Origin of the sequence: Nocardia sp. NPDC058244, assembly GCF_042882065.1 — a bacterium.
Taxonomy (GTDB): Bacteria; Actinomycetota; Actinomycetes; order Mycobacteriales; family Mycobacteriaceae; genus Nocardia.
Map to the genome: position 1 here is coordinate 483415 of NZ_JBHVWX010000004.1, position 26052 is coordinate 509466.

The following is a 26052-nucleotide window of genomic DNA, read 5'->3' on the forward strand; positions in this document are numbered from 1 at the left end:
GGGTTGACCCGCGCTCGGCGCGAGCGCATTCTGGCAAAATGGCCAGGCTGTTCCTCAGCCATTCGAGCCGGGACAGCCGCGAGGCGGTCGCGCTGCGGGCGTGGCTGATCGAGGCGGAGCCCGGTCTGGCAGGCGAGATCTTCCTCGATCTCGACCCGGACACCGGGATTCCGGCCGGCGTCCGATGGAAGGACGCGTTACGTCGGGCCGGTGATCGCTGCGAGGCGGTCATCTGCCTGTTATCGAACAATTGGGACAATTCGCACGAGTGCAAGGTCGAATACCGCCAGGCCGAGTCGCTGAACAAGCCCATCTTCACGGTCCGCCTCGAACCGCTGACCGGTCGCGACATGACCAGCGAATGGCAGCGCTGCGACCTGTTCGGCGACGGACCGAAGACCGCGATCACCGTGAACGGGGACACGGTCGAGTTCCTGACCGAGGGGTTGCAACGGCTCCGGCACGGCCTGCGCGCCGCGGGCATCGGCGCCGACACCTTCGCCTGGCCACCGCGCGGCGACCCCGACCGCGCACCGTTCCGCGGCTGGGAACCGCTCGAATCGATCGACGCCGCAGTGTATTTCGGTCGCGACGCGCAGATCGGGCGGGCGATGGACACGGTGCGCGGGCTGCGTAGCCTCGGCGGCGGCCACCTGTTCGTCGTCCTCGGTCCGTCCGGTGTCGGCAAGTCGTCGTTCGTGCGCGCCGGGCTGCTGCCGCGGCTGACCCGCGACGACCGCCACTTCCGCACGATGGGAATCGTTCGCCCGCACCGCAAAGCGCTCACCGGTGACGCCGGCTTCGCCCGGTCGATCCACACGCTGCGCATCGACGTCGGGCTGCGCAGGCCCGGACTGACCGAGATCGAGGACGGCATCCGCGATATCGAACAGGTCAGGGCCTGGCTGATCGAAGCGCAGCGGGCCGCGCGCGACCGCGTCCTCGATCCCGACAGCGACGACCCGGCGCCGACGCTGATCCTGCCCATCGACCAGGCCGAGGAACTGTTCGGACCCGAGGCGGGCGAACAGACGGGCGTGCTGCTCACCCTGCTCGGTGGCTTGCTCGACCGCGATCGTGGCATCTCGATGATCGCGATCGCCACCATCCGCTCCGACCGCTACGAACCGCTGCAGACCGCGCCCATGCTCGCCTCGGTCGCGGTGCGGCCGTTCGACGATCTGAAACCGATGCCGCAGGCGCAGTTCAAGGAGGTCATCGTCGGGCCGGTGCGGCGGGCGCGGGAAGCGGGCGCGAACCTGTCGTTCGCGCCGGACCTGGTCGAACGCCTGCTGGACGACTGGTCGCGCGGCGCCGATACCCTGCCGCTGCTCTCGCTCACCCTCGCCCGGCTGTATCAGGACTACGGCGACGGCGAGATCACCCTCGCGCACTACGAGTCCCTCGGCGGACTACGCCGCGTGGTGCAGCGTGAGGTCGACGAACTGCTGGACGACGATCCCGAGGTCAGAGCCGAGCAGTTGGCGATCCTGCGCCGGGCGTTCGTGCCGTGGCTGGCCACCATCAACTCCGGCACCGACCAGCCGATGCGCCGACCGGCCCGCTGGTTCGATCTGCCGCCGGAGAGCCATCCGCTGCTCGAGCGGTTCGTCGCCCGCAGGCTGCTGGTCAAGGACGAACGTGACGGCGCGATCGTCGTCGAAGTCGCCTTGGAAAGCCTGCTACGCCAATGGGATACGCTCGCCGACTGGTTGCGCGTCGAGGCCGCCGATCTCGAGGCCGCCGACAATCTCGAGCGGGCAGCGCAGGCATGGGAGCAGAACGGGCGCCGCGAGGAATGGTTGCTGTCGGGCTCTCGGCTCTCCGACGCCGAATCGCTCGCCGCCGCACCGGGATTCCGTGAGCGGCTCAATCCCGTCCGGGGTCTGCTGCTGGCGTCCCGGCAGGCCGAGGACGAGCGGGTCGACGAGGAACGTCGGCATCGGGAGGAGGAGTTGCGGGCCGCGCGGGAGCGGCAGGAGGCGGCGGAGACTTTGGCGGCCACCGAGAGCCGGGCGAAGGAGGATGCGCAGCGGAGCGCGGTGGCGTTGCATCGGCGGTCGCGAATTCTGCGGGCGGCGCTGGTGTTGACGATGGTCGCGGCGTTGGTCGCGGGGTTTCTGTGGGTGCGTGCTGATCGGGCGCAGGAGCGGGCTGCCGCCCAGAGCCGTCGGGCATCCGTCTTGGCGTTGTCGGCGAATTCGCAGCTCATGCTTTCGGGGAGATGGCCGGGCAAGAGTAACGACATTCTGGGAATGCAGATGGCTATCGCCGCGTACCGCATTCCGGCCGAAATTCCGCGGGAGTTCGCCCTGCTCAACGCTATTCATCAACAAGGCAAACTCCGAAAGATTGCCTTGATGGGGAGCGTCGAGGTTGCCGACGTCGCCTACAGCCCGGATGGGAAAGCGATCGCGGTGGCGGGCGGTACCGAGATCCAACTCCTCGACTCCGCTACCTGGAAGCGGATCGGTGCGTTGATGACGGGGCACACTGCCGAGGTGACACGCATCGCGTTCAGTCCGGACGGAAACGTTCTCGTATCCGCGGGCGCGGATGGGACGGTGCGCCTGTGGGATGTGGGATCTCAGCAGCAGATCGGTGCCGAAATGCACGGCCACGCGGGACGCGTGACAGGAGTCGTCTTCAGCCCGGACGGCCGACTCGTCGTTTCGGCGAGTGCGGACAAATCCGTCTTGCTCTGGAATGTCGACACGCATCAGCAGGTCGGTGCTTTGACCGGACACACCATGCCGGTGATCTCGGTGGCATTCGGCGGAAACGAGCTCATCGCTTCGGGTGATCTCGGCGGCACCATCCGTTTGTGGGACGCCCGATCCGGCTTGCCATCGGGCGAGCCGCTGACCGTGTACACCGCCAGCGCGGTGAACCACCTCGCCTTCGATCGCAGCGGGGAGCGGCTCGTGGTTGCGGGATTCGATATCCAGCAGTGGGATACCAAGACCCGCCAATTGATCGGTGAGCCGTCACGGGGGCACTCCGCAGCTGTCGAATACGTCGCGTACAGCCGGGACGGGACGGAAATCATCTCGGCAAGCGATGACAAGACGATCCGGCTATGGGATGCCGCGACAGGCCAACCTCTGGGTGAGCCACTGGAAGGACACGAACTCGTCGTGTCCAGCGTCGCGTTTCACCCGGACACCGGGCGAGTCCTGTCCGGCAGCCTGGATTCCACTGTCCGCGAATGGGATCTGGGCGGGGAGCGGCCTATGCGCCACGGCGCCAGGGTTTTAGGCGCGGATGTGAGCTCGAGCGGCAGGCACATCGTCTCAGGGGCCACGGATGGCACCATCCGGCAGTGGGACTCCACCACCGGTGCGCAGATCGGTCCCGTGATCCACGGCGAACCCGGCATCTTCCAGTCGGCGGAATACACAGTCGATGGAACGCAGGTGGTATCAGTCGGATTCAGCCCGGAGTCCATCACCCTGACCGATATTCGGTCCTGGGACGCCGCATCGGGCACGCCGATCAGGCCACCGATCTCGCTGCCACCGAGTACTACGGCGCTTGCCTTCGATCCCGGGTGGCGCAGGGCCGTGACCAGAATCGGCGGCGACGCCCAGATCTACGACATGGCGACCATGCGGCCGATCGGACCGGAGCTTCGCCATGACAAGGCCACCATTCGGACATTGTCGATCGACAATGCCGGACGGCGCGTCGCCACCGGTGCCGCCGACTACTCGGTGCGGTTGTGGGACGCAGACAGCGGTGAGCCGGTGGGAGAACCGATGGTGGGTCAGGCCTGGGTCAAAAGCAGTGCCTTCAGCCCTGACGGTCGTCTGCTCGCTGTCGGCTACGAAGACAAATCGGTTCGTCTCTGGGATACCGAGACCAGCGAGCAAATCGGCAAGGCACTGTGGCAGGACGGTCCTGCGGGCCTGATTCGGTTCGCTCCGAACGGCCGAACGCTCGTCACTGCGGGCACCGACAACCGATTGCGACTGTGGGATGTGGCGACGCACCAGCAGATCGGCCCGGCCTTCGTCGGTCACGGTGCCCCCATCACTTCAGTCGACTTCACACCCGACGGTGCACGGATCATGTCGGCCAGCGTGGACGAGACCATCCGGATGTGGTCCGTGCCGACCGCCTCGCCCGAGCAACTCTGCGCCAAGATGACGCACAACATGAGCCGGGAGATGTGGCGGATCTGGGTGTCCCCGGAAATCGACTACATCGAACTGTGCGAGGGATTGCCGATCGCGGGGGAGGAATAGCCGATGACCGACGAGCTCTTGAATACCCTCTGGCAGAGGCGAACCCGCTGGTCCCTGACCGCCACCCACCTCAAGCGCCGCCTCGACCGAACCCGCCTCGCGGTCCTCCTCCTCGGCAGCTGGGGCGCGATCGCCACGGCCTCGACCACGACGATCCTCCGCTCGGCGGGCATTCCGACCCGCATCGTGGCCCTCTCCGGCGCGGTGGCGCTGGCGGTGGCGACCTTTCTCACCGCCCAGTACCTCACCGCCGAATCGACCCGCCGATGGACCAGGGCCAGGGCGGTCTCCGAAGGCATCAAGCAGCGAATTCTCGCGTACTGCGCCACCGGGTATCCGGAACAGCCGGGGCAACTGCAAGCCGATATCGCCGGGATCGAGCAGGCGGCCGACGACTTGCGTCCGCTGCTCGCGCCCGCCGATACGACCGCGCGGGCGCCGCGCCCGATGCGCCCCGAGGAATACGTCCACGACCGGGTGCTGGCCCAGATCGACGACTACTACCTGCCGACCGCCCGCCGCTACAGCGCCCGCGCGGCCGGGCTGCGGCGCGCCGCCATCGGTCTCGGCCTCGCGGCCACGATCGTCGCCGCGATCAATACCGGTGTCGGCGCGGAAGCGGCGGGGCGGATCGCGCCCTGGGTGGCGGTGATGACCACCCTGAGCGGCTCGCTACTGGCCTATCTCGCGGCCAAGCGATACGACTTCCTGGTGATGACCTACCTCGCCACCGCGGACCGCCTGCACCGGCGCCTCGACCGGTGGCGGGCCGATGGATCACCCACCGACCGGGACCGGTGGGGGGAGTTCGTGGCGGACTGCGAGAACACCATCTCGCTGGAGAATGCCAGCTGGATGGCCAAATGGAGCGAGCGCGCGGAAGCGTGATCGAGAGCGGCTCCGGGCGGTAGCGGACCGCTCGACCTACGGCGTGTTCCGTGACCGGAGTCGACTAGTTGGTCGTCTGAGACAAATTTCGCCGGGGAATTTCTCCGTTCGAGAGGAATGTGTACGGACGGGTATCGAACGGGCCTCGCGGTCTCGAAATGCCTGTTGATCTCGGGTAACGTAAACCCTCCGACTGATTGCGGACGGTGATCCGGAATTCGTCTGTCAATGGTGACATGTGAGGTTTTCTAATGCTTGGAGCATCGTCTCGTCCGGGGCCGCCGACCACCGCGATTCGCGGTAGTGCCGCACCCCAGTTCCGGGAAGCCATCGATCGGTTCGGGCGGTTGTTCGACGGTGGGCGAGGCGGCGGCGCGCTGGCGGTCTATCAGCACGGGCGGCCGGTCGTCGACGTGTGGACCGGGTACGCGGACGCCATCGGTGCGATGCCGTGGCAGGAGAACACCGCGGCGCTGTCGTACTCGACGTCGAAGGGCGTCACCTCGACGGTGCTGCACGTGCTGGCCGAACGCGGGCTCGTCGATTACCAGGCTCCGGTCGCGGAGTACTGGCCGGAATTCGGCGTGAACGGCAAAGCGCGGATCACCGTCGCGGAAGCGATGAGTCATCGGGCCGGGCTGTCGCGGATCGGCGTCTTCGCCCACACCGCCGACGACCTCGCCGACCACCGGCTGATCGAGGAACGCCTCGCCGCCGCCGCACCGGACCGATTCCGCGGAATCCCCGCCTACCACGCGATTTCGTACGGAACCATCATCGCGGGAATCGCCAGGGCGGTCACCGGCAAGAGCATGGGTGAGCTGTATCGCACAGAGCTGGCCGAACCCCTTGGGGTGGACGGACTACACCTCGGAGCTCCCGGACCCGACGCGCGCGCCACGGTGGCGGCGACCCACGGATCGACCACTCCGCTCGGAATTCCCCAGGCCGAGATGATGATCCGGCTCGCCGCGCGAACCCCGGTCCCCGGCGCGGGCTTCCTGCGATCGATCTACACCGAGGGCATCGACCGCCTGGCCCACGGCGCCGACCCGGCCATCCTGCGCGGCGAACTCCCCGGCGCGAACGGGGTGTTCACCGCGCGCTCCCTGGCCGCCGTCTACAACGCGATCGCCACCGAATCGCCCCTGTTCTCGCGACAGCGGGTGCGCGCCATGGCACGCCTGCAATCGGTGCTGCCCGACCGCAACCTGCTGCTGCCGATGGGCTGGCGGCTCGGCTACCACTCGATGCCGGTACCGGGTGCGCGAAACGCGTTCGGGCACATCGGCTTCGTCGGCTCCGGCGGCTGGGCCGATCCCGCCTCCGGCCTGGCCGTCGGGTTCGTGCACAACTGGGCGCCGGAGGCGCTGCTGCTGCCGCGCGATCAGTTCGTCCTGCTCGGCCTGCTGGCCGCGGTGGTGCGCGGCGCGGGTGCGGAAGCAGGCGATCCGGTCGAGTTGCCGATGGCGGTCTGACCTCCGACGCGTGTCGACGAGGAACCGCAGATAATCGATCTAGGCTGCGGTGCATGCGACTGAGCACACGGAATCAACTCGACGGCACGGTGGTCTCGGTGACGCGCGGGGAGGCGATGGCGGTGGTGCGGGTGCGCCTCGCCGGTGGCGACGAGATCACCTCGTCGATCACCCGCGACGCCGTCGACGATCTCGGGCTGGTCGAGGGATCGGTGGTGAAGGTGCTGATCAAGTCGACCGAGGTGACGCTGGGGATCGAATGATCGGCGGCGCGGTCAGCTGTCCGGCTGCTGTGCCACGAGGGCGATGCGCACCCGGTCCCAGGTGATAGCCGGGAGCTCGTGGCCGATGCCGTCCAGGGGGAGCAGTTCGGCGCCGGGGATCTCCCGGGCGAGGGCGAGGGCGTTGCCGTAGGGGAAGAAGGGGTCGTCGGTGCCGTGGACGATGAGGGTCGGCGCGGTGATCTCGCCCAGTCGCTCGCGCCAGCGGTCGCCGGAGTCGACGTAGGCCAGGTTGAGGACGCTGGCGGACATATCGGTCGTGCGGTCGACCATCCGGGTCGCATGCAGCCGTGCCGTCGGTTCGTCGAATCCATGGGTGCCTGCCAGTATCCGGGCCTGTTCGACGCGGTAGTCGATCACCGCCGCTCGGTCGGACCAGTCCGGGGGCGCGGTCCGGGTGAAGAACGCCATGACCCGGTCGGCATGTTCGGGCAGGTCCGGGTCGATAGGGCCGGGGGCGGCTGAGCGGGTGTTGATCAGGGCCAGAGCGGATACCCGGCCGGGGTGGTCGAGGGCGGCGAGCTGGCAGATCCACCCGGCGACGGAGTAGCCGACGAGCTGGGCCCTCGGCAGGTCGAGGGCGTCCAGCAGGCCGATGAGGTCGGCGACCAGGTCGCGGAGGGTGTAGCCGGGGGAGCCGGTCGGGTAGGCGGTCGATCGGCCGGTGTCGCGGATGTCGTAGCGCAGGACGAACCGGTCCGCGTCGGCCAGCTGTTCGCACCAGGAGTCCTCCCAGAACAGCCGCGCGGTGCACGGCAGCACGATCGCGGGGTGCCGCCGGTCACCGAAGGTGGTCACACACAGGTCGGCGTCGCCGACGGCGACCAGCCGCTCGGGTGACGGTCGGACGGAAGATGGCATGACGACTCCTCTGCTGATTGCGTCTCCCTGGAACAGACGGCTTCCACCCCCGGAATTCATCGGTTTTCGTCACGGTACGAACGGGGTGGCGGTGCGGGCGGTGCGCAGGGCGGTGGCCCACCAGGTGAGCTGGTCGAGGGTGGACTCGACGGTGTCGTCGAGTTCGGGGTCGCGGCGGGGCCAGGAGCCGTCGACGGCGAAGCGCTGCCAGGCTTTCGTGATGGTGACGGTGCGGCGGATCGGGACGGCGTTGAGTTCGCCGAAGACCTGCCGGAGCTGCGCGGCGCCGTGGCCGCCCTCCGTGTCGCGGCAGTAGGTGACGACGCAGACCGGCTTGGCGGCCCATTCGGTGTCGAACCAGTCGATCGCGTTCTTCACCGCGGCCGGGAAGCTGCGGTTGTACTCGGGAGTGACGAGCACGAACGCGTCGGCGGCCGCGAGCCGGGAACCCAACGCGCGCACCGGGTCCGGATGTTCTTCGTCGAAGTCGGGGAGCTGGTGCGGGAGGGCGGCGGTGGCCAGGTCGATCCGGTCGAGGCTCAGGTCACGGCGGCGGGTGAGGCGACCGGCGAACCAGTCGGCCACCAGCGGGCCGAAACGGCCTGCGCGGGTGGACCCGACGATCAGGGCCACCCGCATCGGCTCGTGCATCAGGCGTCCTTGACGGGCGCGTCGAGGAAGGCCGGGATCATCGGCAGCAGCAGCTCGGGGCGATGCGGCGCGGTGATGTGGGAGGTGCCGGGCAGGATCGCGAGCTGGGCGTTGGGCAGGCCGGCGGGCGTGTCGCCCATGATGCCGCCGCCGAAGAGCCGGAACATCTCCACGGCGTGCTCGGGCCGGACGATGTCGGAGTCGCCGATCACGGTCAGTGTCGGGGCCGTGATCGTGCGGGCGGCGTCCGGGGAGACCGACGGCATGCCGTTGACATCGTGGTCGATCACCCGGGCCACCAGCTGGGGGAAGTCCTCCGGGCGCGGCGCGTTGGCCAGGTAGTCGGTGTGGAAGGTGGAGCCGTGCAGGTGCTCGGGCTTCAGTTCGTCCATTCCTTCCATCAGGCCGGGGTGCATGGCCTCGGCGCCGAGCCCACCGGAGAGCAGGATCTGCTTGCGCACCAACTCCGGGTGGCGCAGTGTGATGTCGAGCGCGACGCCGGCGCCCATGCTGTAGCCGAGCAGGTCGATGCGCCGGATCCCGAGCTGACCGAGCAGCGCGACGGTGTCGTCGGCCATCTGCGGCGTCCGCAGCGGGCGGTCGATATCGGCGGTGCGCCCGTGCGCCTGCTGCTCGATCGCGATCACCTCGCGGGTCTTCGACAGCTCGGGGATCAGCTCGGCGAAGTCGGTGCCGATGCCGGAGAGCGCGCCGTGCAGCAGCACCAGCGGCGGTTGCTCGGTGGCGACGCCGTGGCGTTCGTAGTACATGCGCAGGCCGTTGACCTCGGCGTAGGCGCCGGGCGACGCGGGCGCGGTGGCCTGGTCGGAGCCGCAGGCGGTGAGCAGCGCGGTGGCGGCGATCCCGGCGATGAGGGCGAGGGCGGTGAGTTTCATGTCGTTCTCCTGTGGGGTGTCGATCTCGTTGGGACCACAGTGCGCCCGGGGCCTTCCGGTTTGTTTACGGTCGGATTCCGGTGCGCGCGGAACCCGCTAGGGTGCGGTTATGCGTTTCGGTGTGCTCGGTCCGCTGACGGTGTGGACCGACGGTGGTGACGTCGTCGCGGTTCCCGGGACCAAGGTCAGGGCCCTGCTGGCCGATCTGCTGCTCGCCGCCGGTCAGCCGGTGTCGGCCGACCGGCTGATCGATGACATCTGGGGCGAGGACCCGCCCGGCAACCCCGCGGGCACCCTCGCCGCCAAAGCCTCGCAGCTGCGCCGCGCGCTCGAGGACGCCGAACCCGGCAGCCGCGATCTGGTGGTGTCGCCGCCGCCCGGATACCGCCTGGCCACCACCGCGGTCGACGCGCTGCGGTTCCGGGCCCTGCTGGCCGAAGCGCGCACGCACACCGACACCGGGCCGCGGATCGCGACGCTGACCGAGGCGCTGGGACTCTGGCGCGGACCGGCTTTCGACGACTTCCGCGACGCGGAGTTCACCCGCTCGGCCGTCGCTCAGCTGGAGGAACTGCGCCTGGTCGCGGTCGAGGAGCTGGCCGAGGCCCGGCTCGCCGAGGGCGAATACGGTGCGGTGGTAGGGGAACTCACGCGCTTCGTCGCCGAACACCCACTGCGGGAACGGCTGCGTGCGGCGCAGCTGCGCGCCCTGTACGGCGCGGGCAGGCAGGCCGACGCGCTCGACAGCTACGAGGACCTGCGCAGGCAACTCGCCGACGAACTGGGGCTGGACCCGAGCCCGGAACTGGTCGACCTGCACCGGTCGATCCTCGGCCAGGACCCCGGCCTGGTGGTCACCCGACCGCAGGCCGTCGTCCGCAGGCGCACGACCAACATCCCCGCGCCGCGCACCGAATTGATCGGCCGGACAGCCGATCTCGACGCGTTGAGCCGGGCCGTCGATGGCTCCCGGCTGGTCACCCTGATCGGTCCGGGTGGCGTCGGCAAGACCCGCCTCGCCACGGCGACGGCGGCGGGCCGCGCCGAGCGCCATCCGCACGGAACCTGGCTCGTCGAGCTCGCGCCGCTGGCCTCGGCCACCACCGACGCCGATCGCGTCGCCGATACCGTGGCGCAGGTCGTCGGCATGCGGCTCGAGGACGGCGCAGGCTCGGCGATCGCGCTGGGGGAGGCACTGGCCGAGCAGGACATGCTGCTGGTCCTGGACAACTGCGAACACATCGTCGAGCAGGTGGCCGACCTCACCGAAGCGCTGCTCGGCGCGGCTCCCCGGTTGCGCATCCTGGCGACCAGCCGCGAACAACTGCGCCTGGCGGGCGAGGACGTCGTCACCGTCGAACCGCTCACCGTGCCGTCGCCCGGCAGCGACGTGACCGCGATCGCCGAGTCGAACGCGGTGCGGCTGTTCGTGACGCGCGCGCAGGCCGGTGCCAGGGAGTTCGCGCTCGACGCCGGGAACGCCGACGCGGTCGCCACCCTGTGCCGCAGGCTCGACGGCATCCCGCTGGCCCTGGAACTGGCCGCCACCCGGGTTCGCGCGCTCGGCGTGCACGAGATGGTGGCCCGGCTCGACGACCGGTTCCGGCTGCTGGCGACCGGGCATCGTGGCGCTCCGCCGCGTCAGCAGACCCTCGCCGCCATGATCGATTGGAGCTGGGGGCTGCTCGACGAGGACGAGCGAGTCGTGCTGCGCCGCTTGGCCGTCCACGCGGGCGGGTGCACGCTCGACGCGGCCGAGTCCGTGTGCGCCGCCGAGGTCGACGGTGCTCCGGCACCGGTCGCGCCAGCGCTGATCGCCGATGTGATCGCGCGGCTGGTGGACCGATCGCTGGTCCAGCAGAGCGGGCGCCGGTATCGGCTGCTCGAGTCGGTGGCCGCGTTCAGCCTGGACCGGCTGGCCGAGGCGGGCGAGGACGTCGCGGTGCGCCGGGCGCATCACGCGTACTACCTCGCGCTGGCCGAGCGCGCCGCGCCGGAGCTCTACGGCGCCGACCAGCACCGATGGTTGGTGCAGCTCGACAGCGACGACGCGAATCTGCGGATGGCGCTGGACGACGCGCTGCGCGAGGGTGACGCCGACACCGCGCTCCGGCTGACCGACGCGCTGGCGTGGTACTGGCTGCTGCGCGGCAGGCTCGGCCTCGCCCGCCGCTGGTTCGACGCGGTACTCGCGCTGGGCGGCACCGCGCGTCGTCGGGCGCCGGTCGCGGCGTGGCAGCTCACCGCCGCCTTCCAGCAGGGCGACTTCACCGACGCGAGCGCGCGCCGCGCCGCGGTGTCGGCGGGGCTCGCGGAACTCGACGACCCGGCCGTGCGGGTGCGGGCCGAAGTCGTCCTGCTGATCTCGGCGCTGGACGCGGGCGCCGACCAGGACCTGGAAACCTCGGTGCGCGAACTGCTCTCGCAGTGCCGGGACCTCGGTGACCGCTGGAGTGTCGCGACCATCCAGGTGGCCCTGGCGAAGTCCGCGCACAGCCGGGCCGACGTGGCGGCCCTGGACCGGTACGCGAAGGAGGGCGCGCGGCTGTTCGCCGAGCTCGGCGACCGGTGGGGCAGGTTGCAAGCCGCGGAGTGGCTCGGCGGCCTGGCCGAGCTGACCGGCGATCTCGCCGGTGCCGCCGAGATCCATCGGGAAGCCCTGGTGCTGGCCAGAGAGCTGGAACTGTGGGGGCAGGCGGCCTCGCATCTGTGCTGGCTCGGCTGGATCGCCATGCAGCACACCGAGTTCGACGCTGCCAGGGAGTTCGCCGAGCAGGCTATGGTACTCGCCGCCGAACAGGGTGACGGCGCGGGCCGGTTGTTCGCCTCGATCGTGCTGGCCTTCACCGCGCGCCGCGACGATCGGCCCGACGAGGCGGAGCGGCTGCTGCGCGCCCTGCTCGCCGACGCCGCCACCGACCCGACTGCCGAGGAGGAGATCCCGCTGTTCGTCCCCATGCTCCAGGTCGAGCTGGGCTATCTGCTGGAACAGCGTGGCGAACCCGCCGCGGGCCTGACCGAACACCTGCGTGCCTTCGACGGCTCTCAGCGCATGGACGCCCCCCGCGACGCCGCGTTCGCCCTCGGCGGCGCGGCCGCCGCCACCGCCGCCCTCGGCGAACTCGACACCGCCGCCCGCCTGCTCGGCGCTGCCCAAGCCCTGCGCACCAGCACCGGCATGCCCCTGCTCCCCGCCGAGCAACCCGACGTAGACCGCGCCACCGCCGTGGTCCGTACCGGCTTGGGCGCGGCCGAGTTCACCGCCGCCCACACCGCGGGCCTCGACCTGACCGCCACCGCGGCGCGTGAACTGCTCGACGTCGTCGCGGCGTCCCGCGCGGGCTAGTGGCCTGCCGAACTCAGGCCGCCTGCGTCGTTTCGGCGACATCGGCTCGCTGATCCGCGGGCTGCCAGCCGGGTGGCGCGAACACGTACCCGAGCCGGTCGCGCCATCGGGTCGCGGCGCGGACGTCGCGGATGATGTTGCCGTACTCGTGGTACTGGAGGCGGAGCAGGTTGTAGGTGCCGACCGGGGTGGTGAGTCCGTAGGACGGGGTGTGCAGTTCCGGTTGGAAGGTGCCGAACATCCGGTCCCAGACGATCAGGATGCCGCCGTAGTTGCGGTCCAGATACTCCGGGTCGCTGCCGTGGTGGACCCGGTGATGCGACGGTGTGTTGAACACGAATTCGACCGGGCGCCACAGCTTGCCGATCGTCTCGGTGTGGGTGAAGAACTGGTAGATGAGGTTCAGCGCGAAGGCGACGTAGATGGTCCACGGCGCGAAGCCCAGCAGCGGGAGTGGTGCCCAGAAGATGGCCTCCGACCAGGGATTCCATTTCTGCCGCAGTGCCGTGCCGAGGTTGAAGTACTCGCTGGAGTGATGCGCCTGGTGCGCGGCCCAGCCGATCCGCACGCGGTGTGAGAACCGGTGATTGCAGTACCAGGCGAGGTCGACGACGAGCATCAGCACCGGCCAGTACCACCACGCGGTTGTCGGGAGATGCCAGGGCGCCAGCTCGGTCCACAGGATCACGAACAGGATCAGGGTGAGCAGTTTGAACAGGGCCATCGCGCCCAGCGCGCCGAAACCCATGCTGAGGCTGGTGCGGGTGTCGATCGGCGAGTACGCGCGCGGGCCTGCGTCGGCGCTCGCGTGCCGCAGGCTCACCGCCTCGATCGCGATGAAGACGATGAAGAACGGGACTGCGTAGAGCAGGGGGTTGTTGATGTGGTCCCAGACCGCGGAGAACATACCGGCTCCTAATATAGACGTAGTGGTAATTTACTAAGTGGTCAATTAGGAGTCAATGGCCGACCCCGGCGATGGTTGGATGGGGGAGTGAGCACCGCCGGAACCAAGGGCGTCCCCCGCGCCGAGCGCGAACAGCTGATCCTCGACGCGGCCGTGGCCGAGATCGGCCGGGTCGGCTACGCCGGGCTCGGGCTCACCGCTGTCGCCCAGCGTGCCGGCGTGTCCAAGCCGCTGGTCTACACCTTCTTCCGATCCAGAGACGAGGTGTACATCGCGTGTGTGACCCGCGCCGCCGCCCTCCTGCACGCGGCGATCGAGTCGGCCATCGCCGCCGGTGACGACCTGTCGATGGCACGACGGACCCTCGACGCGATCTTCGCCGCACTGGAACCGCGCCCGCACGACTGGAGCGTCGTGTTCGATCGATCCCACCCGGAGGATGGCGAGGCCGCCGACGCCGCCCGCGCGGCCCGGCGGGGGATCGCGGCTCAGGCGGCGAGGGGGGTCGCGGATGTCCTCGGAACGGTCCAGCTCACCGATCCCGCTGATCTGTCGGCGCTGACCGATGTCTGGATGGGCTCGGTGACCTCGCTGATCCAGTGGTGGCTACGGCACCCCGATCAGTCCGCCACGCAGATGAGCGCGCGCAGCCACCGCCTGATCGAGGCGCTGGTCGCCGCCGTCACCCGATGAGCGGCACCCGGCCCCGCGCCGGGAATCTCGCGGATGGGCCGGATCGCCTCAGGTCTGGTCGACGCCGCCGACGAGGCGGAGCACGCTGTCGCGCAACACGATCTGGGCCTCGGGCTGGGTCATCCGGCCCGCCCTGACCTCGTCGCCCGCCGCGTGGCTGACCGCGACGATCGCCGTGACCAGCCACTCGGGGGAAACGGTGCCGGTGAATTCGCCTGCCTGCTGACCGCGGGTGACGAGGCGGAGCAGGCGGTGGTTGATGGGGAGCTGGCGGTCCTCGTCGCGCTGCCGGGCGAACGCGCCCACGTGGTGGGCCAGCGGGGAGACGCGGAAGAACTGCCAGCCGACGTCGAGCATCCGGAGCAGGGCGGCGGTGGCCGGGCCGCTGTCGAGGTCCGCGGCGCGCATGGCTTCGGCGGCTCGGGTGGTGGTGCGCTCGACGACCGCGTTGATCAGGTCGTCGCGCGAGGCGAAGTGGGCGTAGACGGTCTGGCGGGTCACCCCCGCCTCGGCGGCGATGGCGGCCATGCCGGCGTCCGGCTGGGTGGCGAGCAGCCGGGTGGCGGCGTCGAGGACGGCCGCCCGGCTGCGGGTGGCGTCGGCGCGCCGCTTCGGTTCCCGTGATTCGGTCAAATCTTACACCCTTGTCAAAGTTATCCGATCGAGTTTAACCTTTACATCGCTGTAAGAATTCTACGACTGGAGTGTCATGGATCCCGCATCCCCCCGCTCGCCCGAGCGATTCATCGCCGACTTCTTCACCGAATTCACCACCGCGGCCCTCGCGGCCGACGCCGATCCGGCCGAGGTGGTCGACCGGTTCCACGCGCCCGAGGTGGTCCAGATCGCCGACGGGATCCGGCTCGACCGCGACCGGCTGATCGCGCACCTGCGTCCCATGCGAAAGAACCTGCGCGACTATCGATTCGAGGTACACGAGGTGATCGCCGACGGTGCCAGGATGGCCGCCCGCCTGACCATCCACGCCACGATGCGCACGACGGGGACCGTGGCCACCGAGGTCTTCCTGTTCGGTGAGTTCACGCCGGACGGCAAGCTCCGGCGCGCCGACCAGCTCACCCGCCCCGTCGCGGCCGCGTGATCGGCCGAGGAGAACCCGTGCTCATCCGCTCGCTCGCCCTGTTCACCACCGGCCTGCTCGCCGGCGCCTTCGGCTACGGCGCCGCCAATCTGGTCCCGACTTTCCATCGCGTTCCGCTGCAGATGCGCCTGGAGTTCCATACCGAACTCATGCAGAACAACAGCATCAGCATGCAGGCCACCATGGCCGCCGCGGCGCTGAGCTGTCTGGTTCTCGCGGTGTCGTCCTCGGGGCGCCGCCGGGTCGTCGCCGCGGTCGCCACCGGGCTGGTGGTCGCCTCGTTCCTGATCACCCGCCTGGGCAATGTGCCGATCAATCACCGGATCAACCAGTGGGTGATCGACGGGCCGCCGGCCGACTACGCCGCGATCCTCACCCGATGGGATCTGTTCCATTTCCTGCGCACCGGAACGGCTTTCGCGGCGTTCGCGCTGGTCATCGCGCTGGTCGTGGGGCTGTGGCAGTCGGCCGATGGACGCGCCGACCGGCCGGATTGATACATCCTTTTCTGAATACAGAATCAGCTGTACTATTTGGGTATGAGCACCGCGATGCACGGCGACGCGCTGTCCCGCTTCGGCTACGCCCTGTCGGACCCGACCCGGACGCGCATCCTGCTGAGCCTGCGCTCCGCGCCCGGGTATCCGTCGGAGCTGGCCGACCAGATCGGGGTATCGCGGCAGATCCTGTCGAACCACCTGGCCTGCCTGCGCGGCTGCGGGCTGGTCGTCGCCGTGCCCGAGGGCAGGCGCAGCCGCTACGAACTGGCCGATCCGCGCATCGGGCGCGCCCTCGACGACCTGGTCGGACTGGTGCTCGCGGTCGACCCGGCCTGCTGCCCGGCCGCCGCCACGCAGGACTGCTGCTGATGGCCGATCTCGGTGTGCCACTGCTGCTCCCGGACCGGCGCCGGGCGCTCGCGACCCGGATCCGCTGGCTGGTGGCGGCGACGATCACCTACAACGTGGTCGAGGCGAGCATCGCGCTGGCCGAAGGCACGCGAGTGTCCTCGACGGCGCTGATCGGATTCGGGCTCGATTCGGTGCTCGAGGTGTCGTCCGCGGCGGCGGTGGCCTGGCAGTTCGCCGGCCGGGATCCGCACGCGCGGGAGCGGGTCGCCCTGCGGATCATCGCGTTCTCGTTCTTCGGCCTGGCCACCTATGTCACCGTCGACGCGATCCGCGCGCTGACCGGCGCGGACGACGCGCGGCACTCACCGGTCGGCATCGCCTTGGCGGCGCTGAGCCTGGTGATCATGCCGGTGCTGTCGACCGCGCAGCGCCGGGCCGGCCGCGAACTCGGGTCGGCCTCGGCGGTGGCCGATTCCCGGCAGACCATGCTGTGCACCTATCTGTCCGCGGTGCTGCTGGTCGGGCTCGTGCTCAACGCGCTGCTGGGCTGGTCGTGGGCCGACCCGATCGCCGCGCTGGTGATCGCGGTCATCGCCGTCAAGGAAGGGCGCGATGCCTGGCGGGGCGACACCTGTTGTCCGGCACCGCCGCTCGGCGCGGTCGCGACCCGCGACTGCTGCGATGGATGAGAAAGGACACCGGCCATGGCTGTCACGGCACTGGTCTTGTACGTGATCTTCGGCGCGCTCGGCTTCGGGTGGCGCAGTTGGCGGCAGTATCGGACGACGGGTTCCACCGGGTTCCGTGGCATCAGCGGCCGTCCCGGCTCGCTCGAATGGCTGGCCGGGGTCGGCTTCGTCGCGGCGATCGTCGTCGGCCTGGCCGGGGTGGCGCTCCAGCTAAGCGGTGTCCTGGACCCGCTCGAATTCCTCACCGCCACACCGATTCAGCTGATCGGGATCGTGCTGGCCGTCGTCGGCATCGGCGCCACCCTCCTCGCCCAGGTCCAGATGGGCGAGTCCTGGCGGATCGGCGTCGACGCCGACGAGACGACGGCGCTGGTGCGCACCGGCGTGTTCGCCCTGGTACGCAACCCGATCTTCACCGCGATGCTCGTCTTCGGGGCGGGCATCGCGCTGATCATCCCGAACGTCGTCGCCCTGGCGGGGTTCGTCCTGCTGCTGGCGACGATCGAACTCCAGGTCCGGGTCGTCGAGGAGCCGTATCTGGCCCGCGTCCACGGCGTCGGCTACCGCGAGTACTGCGCCGCGACAGGCAGATTCGTCCCGGGCGTCGGACGCTAGTCCCGGGACGGTCCGCGATCAGGGTCGCGTGCGCGGCGTGACCAACCCGGATTCATAGGCGACGACGACGAGCTGAGCCCGGTCGCGGACGTGGAGCTTGGCCATCGCGCGGTTGATATGGGTCTTGGCGGTGTGCGGGCTGATCACCATGTGGGCGGCGATCTCGTCGTTGGACAGCCCGTGGGCGGCCAGGGCGACGGCTTCGCGTTCGCGGGTGGTGAGTTCGCGCAGCGCCGAATCCGCGGCGGGTGCGTGCGGCGGCTGGGTGACGTAGCGGGCGATCAGGCGCCGGGTGATGGACGGGGCGAGCAGGGCGTCACCGCGGGCGGCCACCCGGATCGCGTGCAGGAAGTCCTCGGGTTCGATGTCCTTGACCAGGAAGCCCGCCGCGCCGGCGCGCAGCGCGTCGAAGACGTATTCGTCCAGGCCGTAGTTGGTCAGGATGACGACGTGCACCCCGGCCAGGGCCGGGTCGGCCGCGATGCGGCGGGTCGCTTCGATGCCGTCGACCACCGGCATCTGGATATCTACGAGGGCGATGTCGGGCAGGTGGCGACGGGCCAGCTCGACACCGTCGCCGCCGTCGGCCGCCTCGGCGACGACCTCGATATCGTCCTCGATCTCGAGCAGCGCGCGGAATCCGCTGCGGATGAGTGGCTGGTCGTCGACCAGCAGAACCCGGATCATGATCGCACCACCGGCAATTCGGCGTGCACGGCGAATCCGCCGCCCGCGCGGGGCGCGGCGCGCAGGTGCCCACCGAGCGCGGTCACCCGCTCGCGCATCCCGAGCAGACCGACGCCGGGCCGTGGCGCGTCGGCGGGGGTGGCGCGACCGTCGTCGGCCACGTCGACCACGAGGGTGTCGGGGCCGTAGTCGATGCGCACCGAGGCGGTGGCGGCGTTCGCGTGGCGGGTGACATTGGTGAGCGATTCCTGCACGATCCGGTAGCCGGTCCGGTCGACCGCGGCGGGCACATCGGTGCGGGTGCCCGCGATGGTCAAGGTCGTCTCGATCCCCGCAAGGCGCACTCGCTCCACCAATTCAGCGACCTGAGCGAGACCGGGCCGGGGCGCGCCGTCATCGCGCAGCGCTTCCAGGGTCGCGCGGAGTTCACGGGCCGCCTCGCGGCCGGCGTCCCGGATGGCGAGCAGCGCCTCGGGGACATCCTCGCCGCGTTTGCGCGCCACATGCACGGCCGCCTCGGACTGCACCTTGATCACCGAGATCTGATGGGTGAGCGAATCGTGCAGTTCCCTGGCGATGTGCAGGCGCTCCTCGTCGGCGCGGCGGCGCGCGGTCTCCTCGCGCGTGCGTTCGGCCTCGTCGGCGCGGCGCTCGGCCTGCCGCAGCGCCTCCCCGGCCGCGGCGGCGGCGATCAGCCAGGCGATCTCGAGCGCGTCGCGGGACCGGGCGAGCGCGGCGGTGGCGTCGTGCAGCGAGAGCATCGCGGCGAACGGCAGGGTCGCCAGGAGCAGTAGCGCGGCGGCGAGCGTCATCCAGCGATGGCCCGCGCGCATGGCGAAGTACACCGCGAACAGGAACGCGACGGCGGGCACATCGAACCCGAGTGCCTGCGAGCCCAGCGCGCACGCGCCGGTCACCACCAGCACGGCCACCGGCGCGCGGCGCCGCGCCGCCAGCGCCAGTCCACCGGCGACCAGCAGCACGTACCCGAGGGGGCGCAGGTCGTCGGCGGACGGTTGCCGGGTCAGCGCGGTGACCAGCAGCACGGCCGCGACGCCGACCGCGATCGCCGCGTCGCCGATCCATGCCCTGCTCATGTCAGCACCCTAGCCCGGTGCGCGGCGCGGCGAGTCCGCCGACGGGGTGATCTCGCGACTACCGCGCCCGCGGTATCCGCGCCGGTGGTACCGCCTCGGCGGTAGCCGCTACCGCGGGCGCGGCAGCGCGGATTGTCCACGGTCGCACGACGACCGGACCCGGGGTCCCGGCCGAAGATCGAGCGGTAAACAGCAGATCGAAGGAGTACGCCATGTCGTCTTTCCGTCACCTCCCCGGTACCGTCGCCGCCGTCCTGGCCGCCGGACTCGTCGCGGCCGCGCCCGCGTCGGCGTCGACCGTCCTGGTCGCGGACGCCTACGGGTTGACCGCCGACCGCGCGATCGCGACCTCGGCCGCGTTCCTCGCCCTGGTCGGGGCGATCCTGGGTGGCCTCGCGCTGGCGCGGCCGTCGAGTCTCCCGGCGGCGTTCGCGGTGGGCGCCGGGATGCTCGCCGCCGTGGTCGGGGTGTTCGTCGTCGTCACCGCCGACGGTGGGCTAGGCACCGGGAACGGGATCGCGGGCGGGTACATCGCCGGTGTTCTCGGTGTCCTGGGCGCGGCGCTGGGTGGCCTGGCGCTGGTCCGCGTCCGCCGAGCAGGCTGAGCGCTGATCTGGTTGCGGTGCAACGGAATTCGAGGCGTGGCTGTGGGCCCGGTGCCAGGAGTGCCCGCCGAAGGCGTGGTGGACACTCCTGGACCGAACTCAGTGGCCGCGGGCGATCCAGTCCGCGAGCGCGGGCCGTTCGGTGCCGATCGCGGTGTCGGGGCCGTGGCCGGTGTGCACCGTGGTGTCGTCCGGGAGGGCGAACAGGCGGTCGCGGATGGAATCGATGATGGTGCCGAAATCGGAGAAGGAGCGGCCGGTCGCGCCCGGTCCACCCGCGAACAGGGTGTCACCGGTGAACAACGCCGACAGTTCCGGCAGGTGCAGCGACACCGAGCCGGGGGAGTGGCCGGGGGTGTGCAGCACATCGATATCGGTGCCGGCCACCGTGATCCGGCCGGTGTCGGCCAGCGAGCGGTAGCCGGCGTCGGGGTGGGTCATCCGCCACAGCGGCTCGTCGCCGGGGTGCAGCAGCACCGGGGCGTCGAGGCGCCGCGACAGCTCCGGCGCGACGGTCACATGGTCGTTGTGGCCGTGCGTGCACAGGATGGCGGTGACGTGCCGGGAGCCGACCGCCGCGGCGATGGCGTCGGCGTCGTGGGCGGCGTCGACGATCAACACCTCGGTGTCGTCGCCGATCAGCCACACATTGTTGTCGACGTCCCAGGTGCCGCCGTCGAGCGCGAAAGTGCCCGAGGTGACGACCTTCTCGACGCGGGCACTCACCAGACCACCACCGAGCGCAGCACCTTGCCCTCGCCCATGGCGGTGAACGCCTGCTCGACCTCGTCGACGCCGATGCGCTCGGTGACGAAGCGATCCAGCGGCAGCCTGCCCTGGCGGTGCAGGTCGACGAGCATCGGGAAGTCGCGTTCGGGCAGGCAGTCGCCGTACCAGGACGACTTCAGCGAACCGCCGTGCGAGAACAGGTCGATCAGCGGCATGTCGAGGGTCATGTCGGGAGTCGGGACGCCGATGAGCACCACGGTGCCCGCGAGGTCGCGGCCGTAGAAGGCCTGTTTCCAGGTCTCGGGACGGCCGACCGCGTCGATCACGACGTCGGCGCCGAAACCGTCGGTGAGCTCCTTGATCCGCTCGACCACCTCGGTGCTGCTCGCGTCGATGGTGTGGGTGGCGCCGAAGTCCCTGGCCCACTCCAGCTTTCGCGGGTCGCGGTCGATCGCGATGATCGTGCCCGCGCCGGCGAGATAAGCGCCGGCGATGGCGGCGTCACCGACGCCGCCACAGCCGATCACCGCGACACTGTCGCCGCGCGAGACGGCGCCGGTGTTCATCGCCGCGCCGATACCCGCCATCACGCCGCAGCCGAGCAGGCCGGCCACCGCCGGATCGGTCTCGGGATCGACCTTGGTGCACTGCTTCTCGTGCACCAGGGTCTTGTCGGCGAACGCGCCGACGCCGAGCGCCGGGGTGAGCGGGGTGCCGTCGGTGAGCGTCATCGGCGTGCTGGCGTTGTGGGTGTCGAAGCAGTACCAGGGGCGACCGCGCCGGCAGGCCCGGCATTCGCCGCAGACCGCGCGCCAGTTCAGGACGACGAAATCGCCCTCGGCGACATGGGTGACCGCCGCGCCGACCGACTCGACGACACCCGCCGCCTCGTGCCCGAGCAGGAACGGGAACTCGTCGTTGATGCCGCCTTCGCGGTAGTGCAGGTCGGTGTGGCAGACCCCGCACGCCTGGACGCGGACGACCACATCGTGCGGCCCCGGATCGGGAATCACGATGTCGACGGTTTCGACCGGCGCGTTCTTCGCGCGGGCGATGACTCCGCGGACGGTGTCGGGCATGCGGACCTCCTAGGTTGACGTCGCCGCCAACGCTAGCGGGGTCCAGCCACCGATCACACCTTCTCGTCGAAGACCAGATCGGTCGGCGGGTGGGTCAGGCGCACGGTCGGGCCGTCGATCACGGTGATCGCGTCGAGGCCGGTGGTGGAGTGGCCGGTGGAGACGACGAAGAAGCGGTCGGCGGCCTGGGCGAGGAAGGCGGGGAAGCCGTCGAGCGAGAGATCGCCGTCGCCGAGGGCGAGGTAGTCGGCGAGGCGGCGGAACAGCTTCGGCAGCATCACCACGTCGTCGAACAGCGAGGTCGGCGTGGTGATCGCGGCGCCGCTGGTGGTGGCGTCGGCCGCCCAGACGCCGAGCGGGGTCGGCGCGGTCGCGGCGGCCGTGGCGACGGCGGCGAGTTCGGCGCGCAAGGCGGGGAACAGGCTGCGATAGAACGTCGGGTAGGCCAGGCCGGTCGCCAGCTGGTGGTGGTTGAGGGTGAGCCGCAGCAGGGCCACGTCGACGAACATCTCGGTGCCCGCGCTGCCGGGGGACGCGCCGCGCCCGGCGAACGCGACGCAGCGGCCGTGCAGATCGGCACCCCTGGTCAGGATGAACCCGGGCACCCCGGCCTGATCGGCGCTGGTCACGGTCTCGTTCGCGTCCCGCACCACGCCGGTGAAGCCGAGCCAGGCAAGCAGTTCCGCGGCCGCAGCGCGCGCCAACGGCAGCGGTTGATGGGTGCGGGTGCCGTGGCGGGGCGTGTAGTGCGTCTCCAGCGAGTCGATGCCGTCCAGGCGCAGCTGCGCGGCACCGGAGGCATTGCGCTTCACCCGGTGCGGGCCGCCCACCCGGTCCCACAGGGTTGGGTCGTCGGGACGGAAGCGCACCGAGTCACCGTCGGGCTGTGCGCCTTCGACGACGAAGACTCCGGAGATCAGCAGAAACGGCATCGCGCGTCCTTCGGCTCGTGATGATCGCCGCCCGTCGTCGTGCACCGGGCGGGTGGTCGACCGGCTCCCAGTCTGGACATCGGCCGCCGCGCAGGGCAATACGGCGGGGGCGATGGTTCTGTGCTGTTCATCCGGCGGCTACCGCGATCCGCCATAGACGGTGTCGATGGTGATGATCGGTACTGCGTCCTGGACGCACGGTGGCTCGATGGGCACGGTGGAAGGGACCTGACCAGAGGAGAAACCCATGAATCCGGCTCGCCCGACAGTCCGTGGCACCCGCGCGAGCGTGCTCGCGCTCGCCGTGCTCGCGGTGGGTATCGGCGCCTGCTCCGCCGACCCGGACGTGCCGCAGTCAGCCCCGGTCCCGGTGAGCACCGCCGCGCCCGCGCAGGCCGAGGCGCCGCCGACCACCCGGCAGTTCGACCACAGCCTCGACGACGAACTGTTCGCCGCCGCGGCGACCGACGACGTGGCGCGGGTGCGTGACCTGCTCGCCCGCGGCGCCGATCCGGAAACCCGCGGCGACCAGGGCCGGACCCCGCTGGTGGCCGCCACCAAGAACCGGGCGAGCGCGGCCGCGGTGGCGCTGATCGAGGCCGGCGCCGACGTGAACGCCAAGGACGACCTCCAGGACTCCGCCTACCTCTACGCCGGTGCCGAGGGCTTCGACGAGATCCTCGAGCCGGCCCTGCGGCACGGCGCCGACCTGCGCAGCGTCAACCGCTACGGCGGGACGGCGCTCATCCCGGCGAGCGAGCACGGGCACGTGAGCACCGTGCGGATGCTGATCGCGGCGGGGGTCGAAGTGAACCATGTCAACACCCCGCGCTGGACGGCACTGCAGGAGGCGATCGTCTACGGCGACGGCTCGCAGCGCTACCAGGAGACCGTCACCGCGCTGCTCGACGCGGGCGCCGACCCGGGGATTCGCGACGCCGAGGGCCGCACCGCGCTGCAGAACGCCGAGCGCAAGGGTCAGGACGCGATCGTCGCCCTGCTGCGGGGACGCTGACCGGCTGCTGGCGTGCCGACCGCGACTGTGGGATTCGTTCAGGTCAGCGGGCTACGCTCGGCGATATGGCCGCCGACGGATTGTTCCTCGATCCCACGATCGGCCGACCCACGGACAAGGTCGGGCACTTCACCGACCAGGCGGGCTTCGAGCACTTCGCCGCCGCCTATCGCGCGGGGATGGCGGAACTCCCGCCGCCGGACGCCATCGCCGCGGTGCCGACCTCGTTCGGCCCGGTGCGCGCCTATCGGTTCGGCCCCGGCGGCGATATTCCGGTGGTCCTGCTCGCCGGCCGCCAGGCCTCGACCCCGATGTGGGCCGCCAACCTGCCCGGCCTGATGGCGCGGCGCACGGTCTGGTCGGTGGACAGCGTGGGCGAACCGGGCGCGAGCGGGCAGACCCGCGCGCTGACCGACGGCGCCGATCAGGCGACCTGGGTCGCCGAAACACTGGTGGGACTGGGTGTTCGGCGGGCCCACCTGCTCGGGGTCAGCATCGGCGCGAACCTGGCCGTGCAGACCGCGCTGCATCGCCCGGAGCGCGTCGCCTCGATCACCCTGCTCGATCCGGCCAACACCTTCGCCCCGCTGAGCTGGAAGATGATCGTCGTCTCGCTGGGCAGCGCCATCCCCGCCCTGCCCGCCGGGGTGCGACACCGATTGCTCGGCTGGATCTCCGGTGGCGTTCCGGTCGACGACTCGCTGCCCGAGGCCAGGCTGATCGCCGCCGGGATGAGGGACTACCGCGGCGCCCAGCCCCTGCTCCCACGCCCCACCGAGGACCAGCTGCGCGCGCTCACGGTCCCGGTCCTCGCGCTGTTCGCCGGTCGCTCGATCGTGCACGACTCCGCCGCGGCCGCCGCCACCGCGCGCCTCATCCCCGGCGCCCAGGTCGAGGTCTGGCCCGACGCGTCGCACGCCATCAACGGCGAGTATCCCGACCGTATCGCCGAGCGGTTCACCGCCTTCACCGCCGGGATCGCTTGACCTGCTTCGGAAGACGGCACGCAGGCGGAGTTCTGCGGCAGGTCGCAGTGTTCGGCCCACGCACGACGAAGCCCCGGCCGGAGCCGGGGCTTTCGTGGGTTCAGCCGAGGATCGAGATCGCCAGACCGAGCAGCGCGCCACCGAAAACCACGGTGTTGCGGACCTTCTGGAGCGTCCAGGTCCAGGCCGGGAACCCGGCTTCGGCGCAGTCGAGCAGCGCGGGCACGTCGATGCGCGCCAGTTCGGGGTCGCCGGTGCGGGCGAAGGCGGCGGTCACCGAGCTGACCGCGGTGTGGTTGCTGTAGACGATCACGCAGTTGCCCAGGAACACCAGCCCCAGCACCACCCAGTTCACCGGGCGGGCGATGTCGAGGCCGGCCAGGTTCAGCGCGGCGGCGGTGAGCATGATCGCGGCGACGCTCAGCGGGGCGGCGCTCTCGTGGCCGCTGGCGTCGAAGCGCATCCCGTGTTCGTGCAGCGCCGTGGTGCGCACGCCCTGGCGGGACAGCTCGGCCTGCGCGGTCGCCATGGCGGCCTTGCCGTAGCGGTTGCGGACGATCGGCATGCTCACGAAGGCGGCGGCGATGGCGATCTCGATGGCGGCGACGAGGGCGTTCATGGTGTGCTCCGATCCGGCTTGAACTAAGTAAAAGAACTATAGCTCCCGACTTGAACTAAGTGCAAGAGATTTCTTGAACTTTGTAAAAGCGACGGCGGCGCGCCTATCGTGGCCGCATGGCACGCGACACCTTGACCAGGGAACAGATCGTCGGCGCGGCGATCGAGCTGCTCGACGAGGAAGGGCTGGACGGGTTGAACATGCGCAGCCTCGGGCAGCGCCTCGACTCCGCCGCCACCGCCATGTACTGGCACGTGAAGAACAAGGACAACCTGGTGCGCCTGGCTGTCGACGAGGTGTGGGGCGAGATCGAGCTCCCCGATCCCGATGTCGCCGACTGGCGGGCGGCGGCCGAGGCGATGGCCACCGGCATGAACGCGACGCTGGCCAGGCACCCCTGGCTGGTGCAGGCGCAGGCGAGTCATCTGCTCTACGGCCCCAACAAGTCCCGGCACGACGAGAACGCGCTCGCGGTCTTCGAGGCGGCCGGCTTCGACGACGAGGAGGCCGATCGCGCGGTCGCCGCGCTCTTCCTGTTCGTCCTCGGCAACGCCACCGGCCCGGCCGCCAACGTCTCGCTGCGCAGGCGACTGGGCAAGGGCGGTGCCGACCCGGAAACGCAACTGGCGCAGGCGATGACGGAGGCGACCGAGATCGCCGCCGCCTTCCCCCGGCTCCGCGCCCGGATCGACCGCGCGGCGGGCACCGGCTACAACGCCGCCCCCGACAGCACCTTCCGGTACGGTCTGAGCGCGCTGCTCGACGGCATCGGCGCGCGGAAGGCGCGCTAGCGCAACG

Annotated in this window: 26 protein-coding genes; 15 read left to right on the forward strand and 11 right to left on the reverse strand. The window is 70.5% G+C overall.

Going from position 1 to position 26052, the window contains the following annotated elements; translation table 11 throughout:
• Positions 1–38: 38 nt before the first annotated feature.
• The 4 genes from ACFVW6_RS15365 (at position 39) to ACFVW6_RS15380 (ending at position 6876) form a co-directional block, all read left to right on the forward strand.
• A complete protein-coding gene (locus ACFVW6_RS15365) occupies positions 39–4247 on the forward strand; it encodes a TIR domain-containing protein (protein WP_378827401.1) in 4209 nt (1402 codons plus the stop codon).
• Positions 4248–4250: 3 nt separating this feature from the next.
• Complete coding sequence (locus ACFVW6_RS15370; protein WP_378827399.1) at positions 4251–5135, forward strand: DUF4231 domain-containing protein; 885 nt, start codon at positions 4251–4253, stop codon at positions 5133–5135.
• Positions 5136–5386: 251 nt separating this feature from the next.
• On the forward strand, positions 5387–6613 hold the full coding sequence (locus ACFVW6_RS15375) for a serine hydrolase domain-containing protein (protein WP_378827396.1): 1227 nt from the start codon (positions 5387–5389) through the stop codon (positions 6611–6613).
• A gap of 53 nt (positions 6614–6666) precedes the next feature.
• On the forward strand, positions 6667–6876 hold the full coding sequence (locus ACFVW6_RS15380) for a molybdopterin-binding protein (protein ID WP_378827394.1): 210 nt from the start codon (positions 6667–6669) through the stop codon (positions 6874–6876).
• 12 nt (positions 6877–6888) lie between these two features.
• On the opposite strand, the gene ACFVW6_RS15385 is transcribed toward ACFVW6_RS15380, so the two are convergent.
• The 3 genes from ACFVW6_RS15385 to ACFVW6_RS15395 form a co-directional block, all read right to left on the reverse strand.
• Positions 6889–7755 carry an alpha/beta fold hydrolase gene (locus ACFVW6_RS15385; protein WP_378827392.1) on the reverse strand — a complete coding sequence of 289 codons (867 nt, stop codon included), beginning with the start codon at positions 7753–7755 and terminating at the stop codon, positions 6889–6891.
• Between the two features lie 69 nt (positions 7756–7824).
• On the reverse strand, positions 7825–8406 hold the full coding sequence (locus tag ACFVW6_RS15390; RefSeq protein WP_378827390.1) for an NADPH-dependent FMN reductase: 582 nt from the start codon (positions 8404–8406) through the stop codon (positions 7825–7827).
• Complete coding sequence (locus ACFVW6_RS15395; protein WP_378827388.1) at positions 8406–9302, reverse strand: alpha/beta fold hydrolase; 897 nt, start codon at positions 9300–9302, stop codon at positions 8406–8408. Before ACFVW6_RS15395 ends, ACFVW6_RS15390 begins: the two co-directional genes overlap by 1 nt.
• 109 nt (positions 9303–9411) lie before the next feature.
• Here ACFVW6_RS15395 and ACFVW6_RS15400 point away from each other — a divergent pair, with 109 nt between their 5' ends.
• Entirely contained in the window at positions 9412–12648 is a 3237-nt protein-coding gene (locus ACFVW6_RS15400; RefSeq protein WP_378827385.1) for a BTAD domain-containing putative transcriptional regulator, read from the forward strand.
• 13 nt (positions 12649–12661) lie between these two features.
• Here the strand turns inward: ACFVW6_RS15400 and ACFVW6_RS15405 are convergent, their stop codons facing one another.
• Complete coding sequence (locus ACFVW6_RS15405) at positions 12662–13555, reverse strand: sterol desaturase family protein (RefSeq protein WP_378827383.1); 894 nt, start codon at positions 13553–13555, stop codon at positions 12662–12664.
• A gap of 87 nt (positions 13556–13642) precedes the next feature.
• Between ACFVW6_RS15405 and ACFVW6_RS15410 the strand changes: the two genes are divergently transcribed.
• Complete coding sequence (locus tag ACFVW6_RS15410; RefSeq protein WP_378827381.1) at positions 13643–14248, forward strand: TetR/AcrR family transcriptional regulator; 606 nt, start codon at positions 13643–13645, stop codon at positions 14246–14248.
• 48 nt (positions 14249–14296) lie between these two features.
• Here the strand turns inward: ACFVW6_RS15410 and ACFVW6_RS15415 are convergent, their stop codons facing one another.
• Positions 14297–14881, reverse strand: coding sequence for a TetR/AcrR family transcriptional regulator (locus tag ACFVW6_RS15415; protein ID WP_378827378.1), 585 nt, complete (start codon positions 14879–14881; stop codon positions 14297–14299).
• Between the two features lie 76 nt (positions 14882–14957).
• Here ACFVW6_RS15415 and ACFVW6_RS15420 point away from each other — a divergent pair, with 76 nt between their 5' ends.
• The 5 genes from ACFVW6_RS15420 to ACFVW6_RS15440 are packed head-to-tail and all read left to right on the forward strand — an operon-like array spanning position 14958 to position 17505.
• Positions 14958–15350, forward strand: coding sequence for a nuclear transport factor 2 family protein (locus tag ACFVW6_RS15420; RefSeq protein ID WP_378827376.1), 393 nt, complete (start codon positions 14958–14960; stop codon positions 15348–15350).
• Positions 15351–15367: 17 nt separating this feature from the next.
• Entirely contained in the window at positions 15368–15847 is a 480-nt protein-coding gene (locus ACFVW6_RS15425) for a DUF1772 domain-containing protein (RefSeq protein WP_378827374.1), read from the forward strand.
• A gap of 42 nt (positions 15848–15889) precedes the next feature.
• Complete coding sequence (locus tag ACFVW6_RS15430; RefSeq protein ID WP_355278857.1) at positions 15890–16219, forward strand: metalloregulator ArsR/SmtB family transcription factor; 330 nt, start codon at positions 15890–15892, stop codon at positions 16217–16219.
• Positions 16216–16890, forward strand: coding sequence for a cation transporter (locus ACFVW6_RS15435; RefSeq protein WP_378828168.1), 675 nt, complete (start codon positions 16216–16218; stop codon positions 16888–16890). Before ACFVW6_RS15430 ends, ACFVW6_RS15435 begins: the two co-directional genes overlap by 4 nt.
• A 15-nt stretch (positions 16891–16905) precedes the next feature.
• The gene (locus ACFVW6_RS15440) at positions 16906–17505 is read left to right on the forward strand and encodes a methyltransferase family protein (protein WP_378827372.1); all 600 of its coding nucleotides are present in this window, start codon (positions 16906–16908) and stop codon (positions 17503–17505) included.
• Between the two features lie 18 nt (positions 17506–17523).
• Here the strand turns inward: ACFVW6_RS15440 and ACFVW6_RS15445 are convergent, their stop codons facing one another.
• Positions 17524–18192, reverse strand: coding sequence for a response regulator (locus ACFVW6_RS15445; RefSeq protein WP_378827370.1), 669 nt, complete (start codon positions 18190–18192; stop codon positions 17524–17526).
• Entirely contained in the window at positions 18189–19289 is a 1101-nt protein-coding gene (locus ACFVW6_RS15450) for a sensor histidine kinase (protein WP_378827368.1), read from the reverse strand. Before ACFVW6_RS15450 ends, ACFVW6_RS15445 begins: the two co-directional genes overlap by 4 nt.
• A 212-nt stretch (positions 19290–19501) precedes the next feature.
• Between ACFVW6_RS15450 and ACFVW6_RS15455 the strand changes: the two genes are divergently transcribed.
• Positions 19502–19894, forward strand: coding sequence for a DUF6223 family protein (locus tag ACFVW6_RS15455; RefSeq protein WP_378827366.1), 393 nt, complete (start codon positions 19502–19504; stop codon positions 19892–19894).
• A 99-nt stretch (positions 19895–19993) separates the two neighbouring features.
• Here ACFVW6_RS15455 and ACFVW6_RS15460 read toward each other — a convergent pair whose 3' ends face one another.
• Genes ACFVW6_RS15460 through ACFVW6_RS15470 form a run of 3 tightly spaced genes read right to left on the reverse strand, consistent with a single transcriptional unit; the run spans position 19994 to position 22634 of the window.
• The gene (locus ACFVW6_RS15460) at positions 19994–20620 is read right to left on the reverse strand and encodes an MBL fold metallo-hydrolase (RefSeq protein ID WP_378827363.1); all 627 of its coding nucleotides are present in this window, start codon (positions 20618–20620) and stop codon (positions 19994–19996) included.
• Complete coding sequence (locus ACFVW6_RS15465) at positions 20617–21702, reverse strand: S-(hydroxymethyl)mycothiol dehydrogenase (protein WP_378827361.1); 1086 nt, start codon at positions 21700–21702, stop codon at positions 20617–20619. The genes ACFVW6_RS15460 and ACFVW6_RS15465 overlap by 4 nt, the downstream gene beginning before the upstream one ends.
• Positions 21703–21755: 53 nt before the next feature.
• On the reverse strand, positions 21756–22634 hold the full coding sequence (locus tag ACFVW6_RS15470; protein ID WP_378827359.1) for a hypothetical protein: 879 nt from the start codon (positions 22632–22634) through the stop codon (positions 21756–21758).
• A gap of 247 nt (positions 22635–22881) precedes the next feature.
• Here ACFVW6_RS15470 and ACFVW6_RS15475 point away from each other — a divergent pair, with 247 nt between their 5' ends.
• Positions 22882–23649: an ankyrin repeat domain-containing protein gene (locus ACFVW6_RS15475; protein WP_378827357.1), complete on the forward strand. Its 768-nt coding sequence runs from the start codon at positions 22882–22884 to the stop codon at positions 23647–23649.
• A 65-nt stretch (positions 23650–23714) separates the two neighbouring features.
• On the forward strand, positions 23715–24635 hold the full coding sequence (locus ACFVW6_RS15480; protein ID WP_355278884.1) for an alpha/beta hydrolase: 921 nt from the start codon (positions 23715–23717) through the stop codon (positions 24633–24635).
• 100 nt (positions 24636–24735) lie between these two features.
• Here ACFVW6_RS15480 and ACFVW6_RS15485 read toward each other — a convergent pair whose 3' ends face one another.
• On the reverse strand, positions 24736–25254 hold the full coding sequence (locus ACFVW6_RS15485) for a hypothetical protein (protein ID WP_378827355.1): 519 nt from the start codon (positions 25252–25254) through the stop codon (positions 24736–24738).
• Between the two features lie 116 nt (positions 25255–25370).
• Between ACFVW6_RS15485 and ACFVW6_RS15490 the strand changes: the two genes are divergently transcribed.
• Positions 25371–26045 (forward strand): TetR/AcrR family transcriptional regulator C-terminal domain-containing protein, encoded by a 675-nt coding sequence (locus ACFVW6_RS15490; protein ID WP_378827353.1) that lies wholly within the window; start codon positions 25371–25373, stop codon positions 26043–26045.
• The last annotated feature ends 7 nt before the right edge of the window (positions 26046–26052 follow it).